This is a genomic window from Devosia sp. (genome assembly GCF_039927955.1).
Lineage (GTDB): Bacteria > Pseudomonadota > Alphaproteobacteria > Rhizobiales > Devosiaceae > Devosia.
The window spans coordinates 1-2,865 of the sequence record NZ_JBDSUA010000023.1; the positions used below are offsets into that span (position 1 = coordinate 1).

Consider the following 2,865-nt stretch of genomic DNA (forward strand, 5'->3'; position numbering starts at 1 on the left):
AAGTCCCAGGCCCTGAGCTTTGAGAGGTGCTGCGAGAGGGGCGATTGTCCGAGCCCCACCCGCTCGCCGAGTTCGGTCACATTCATCTCGCGCTCCAGCAGGTTGCACAGGATCAGCAGCCGCTTGGAATTGGACATGGCGGTGAGGAGGCGCGTTGCCTGATCGGCATTGGCCTCCATTTTGTCGATTTCCATCTTGATCATATTAGAATGTTCTTATATAAGGTCATACGCAACATTAACATGTGCCGTTTTCCCCCTAGCTGCAAGGACATTACCATGAGAATCAACGTTGGAATGCCCGACCGGATCGCCCGCATCATCATTGGCGCCGTGCTGGTTCTGCTGCCGTTTGTGTCGGGCATGGCGGTGTTCGGCAATCTTCTGTGGCTCTGGACCTCAGTCGGTGTGGGAATAGTGCTGATCGTCACTGCGCTGGTCCGGTTCTGCCCGCTCTACGCCGTTGTTGGCCTTTCCACCTGCCAGGTTCCGAGCCGATGACTGAATTTACCCCTCCGTGATCGGCCTCGTCTTCGGCGCTGGCATCGCTTTGTCGGGCATGGCCAACCCGGCCAAAGTGCTCAATTTCTTTGACATTGCCGGCGCCTGGGACCCGTCCCTGGCCGTGGTGATGGCCAGCGCGCTGGTGATCGCCGCCACCGGCTACCGCTTCGTGCTGCGGCGCGACAAGCCGATCGTCGAAGCCCGCTTCCACTTGCCGACCGGGCGCAAGCTCGACGTGCCGCTGGTGGCTGGATCGGCCATCTTCGGCATTGGTTGGGGCATTTCGGGCTTCTGCCCCGGCGGCGCCATTCCGGCGCTCGGTCTGGGCGAGATTTCCGCCTGGGCCTTCGTCGCCGCCATGCTGGTCGGCATTTTCTCGGCCCGCGCCATTCGTATCGCGCTGGACCAGCGCGTCACCCAAACCGCCTAGCTCAGAAAGGAGCCAAGCTCATGAGCACTGTTCCGTTCGACACCGACCTCTCGGTTCACCCCGAGGTCACCGCCTTCTTCGATGCGCCGACCAATACCATCAGCTACGTGGTGAAGGACCCGAACTCGTCGTCCTGCGCCGTCATCGACAGCGTCATGGACATCGACTATGCCGCTGGCCGCATCACCTATGACGGTGCCGACGCCATCATCCGCCATATCGAGGAAAACCAGCTCAAGCTGGAATGGCTGATCGAGACGCATGTGCATGCCGACCACCTGTCCGGTGCGCCCTATATCCAGGGCAAGCTCGGCGGCAAGCTGGGGATCGGCGAGAACATCACTATTGTTCAGGACACCTTCGGCAAGGTGTTCAACGAAGGCACCGAATTCCAGCGCGACGGCAGCCAGTTCGATCGGCTGTTCAAGGATGGCGACAGCTACCAGATCGGCGGACTCACGGTTCATGTGATGCACACGCCGGGCCACACCCCGGCCTGCATGACCCATGTTGCGGGCGATGCCGCCTTTGTCGGCGATACCCTGTTCATGCCCGATGGAGGTTCGGCCCGCGCCGACTTTCCGGGCGGCGATGCCCGCACGCTTTACCGCTCGATCCAGCGTGTGCTGGCCCTGCCGCGTCAGACGCGGCTGTTCATGTGCCATGACTATGGCCCGAACGGTCGCGACATCGCGTGGGAGACCACGGTCGGCGAAGAGATCGACCACAATATCCATGTAGGGCACGGCACCGACGAGGACACGTTCGTGGCCATGCGCCAGGCCCGCGACGCCACGCTGGCCATGCCCAAGCTCATCATCCCGGCACTGCAGGTCAACATGCGCGCCGGCCAGTTGCCGCCCAAGGACAGCGACGGCAAGACCTATCTCAAAGTTCCCGTGAACGGGCTCTGACCATGTGGCCCTTCAGCAGCAAAACCAGGAAAGACCGACCCATGAACATCCGCCAGATTGCTCCCGACTTCTCCGCCACCGGCCAGATCCTGCCCGAGCAGATGCAGGCCGTCGCCGATGCCGGCTTCAAGTCCATCGTCTGCGCCCGCCCCAACCACGAGGAGACCGGCCAGCCGAACTTTGATGCGGTCGCCAAGGCAGCCGCTGCTGCCGGTATCGGCATCGTCCATATCCCGGTTTCTGGCCCCCTCGGCGAAGGCCAGATCATCCGCTTCCACGATGCCTGGGAAAAGCTCCCCAAGCCCATGCTCGGCTATTGCCGCTCCGGCGCCCGCGCCGGCAGCCTTTACGCAACGCTAAGTCGCTGACCGATCGGACCCTGATGTTCCTCGAACCCATCCAGTACCTGCTGGGCGTTTTGTCTGGCAGTTTAGTCGGCTTTACGCTTGGCCTGTTTGGTGGCGGTGGTTCCATCCTTGCCGTGCCATTGATGATCTATGTCGTCGGCGTTCCTGTCGCACACATCGCTATTGGCACCAGCGCCGTTGCCGTGGCGGCCAACGCCGCCACCAACTTGATCACGCATGCTCGGCGCGGCAATGTCGTTTGGCGCTGCGCGATGATCTATTCGGCCGCCGGCGTGGCGGGAGCAATTGTCGGTTCGACGCTCGGCAAGGCCATGGATGGCCAAAAACTGCTATTTCTCTTTGCCTTGCTCATGCTGGCCGTTGGCGTGCTGATGTTCCGTGGGCGTCGCTTTTCCGGCGAACCCAAGGTGACATGCACCATCGAAAAGGCACCCAAGGTCGTGGCCTTTGGCAGTGCAACCGGAATACTATCGGGCTTCTTCGGCATCGGAGGCGGCTTCCTGATCGTCCCTGGCCTAGTCGCATCCACCGGGATGACCATGCTCAACGCGATCGGATCTTCGCTGGTTGCTGTAACGGCATTTGGCCTCACGACAGCGCTCAGCTACGCGTTTTCGGGCCTGGTCGACTGGCCACTTGCGGCTTTGTTC

At 61.7% G+C, this 2,865-nt stretch carries 6 protein-coding genes; 5 read left to right on the forward strand and 1 reads right to left on the reverse strand.

The genetic code is table 11. The annotated features are described in order from the left end of the window. Positions 1–203, reverse strand: a 203-nt coding sequence (locus ABIT12_RS06710; RefSeq protein WP_348041325.1) for an ArsR family transcriptional regulator, incomplete at its 3' end; no start/stop codon positions are given. Between the two features lie 75 nt (positions 204–278). On the opposite strand from ABIT12_RS06710, the gene ABIT12_RS06715 reads away from it, so the two are divergent. From ABIT12_RS06715 to ABIT12_RS06735, 5 genes are all read left to right on the forward strand, one after another. Next, on the forward strand, positions 279–500 hold the full coding sequence (locus tag ABIT12_RS06715; protein ID WP_348041327.1) for a DUF2892 domain-containing protein: 222 nt from the start codon (positions 279–281) through the stop codon (positions 498–500). A 16-nt stretch (positions 501–516) separates the two neighbouring features. Beyond that, on the forward strand, positions 517–933 hold the full coding sequence (locus tag ABIT12_RS06720; RefSeq protein WP_348041329.1) for a YeeE/YedE family protein: 417 nt from the start codon (positions 517–519) through the stop codon (positions 931–933). A 20-nt stretch (positions 934–953) separates the two neighbouring features. Continuing rightward, the gene (locus tag ABIT12_RS06725; RefSeq protein WP_348041331.1) at positions 954–1,847 is read left to right on the forward strand and encodes an MBL fold metallo-hydrolase; all 894 of its coding nucleotides are present in this window, start codon (positions 954–956) and stop codon (positions 1,845–1,847) included. Positions 1,848–1,888: 41 nt separating this feature from the next. Then, positions 1,889–2,215 carry a beta-lactamase hydrolase domain-containing protein gene (locus tag ABIT12_RS06730; RefSeq protein WP_348041333.1) on the forward strand — a complete coding sequence of 109 codons (327 nt, stop codon included), beginning with the start codon at positions 1,889–1,891 and terminating at the stop codon, positions 2,213–2,215. A 14-nt stretch (positions 2,216–2,229) separates the two neighbouring features. Then, positions 2,230–2,865 (forward strand): sulfite exporter TauE/SafE family protein (locus ABIT12_RS06735; protein WP_348041335.1); only part of this gene is annotated, 636 nt, incomplete at its 3' end.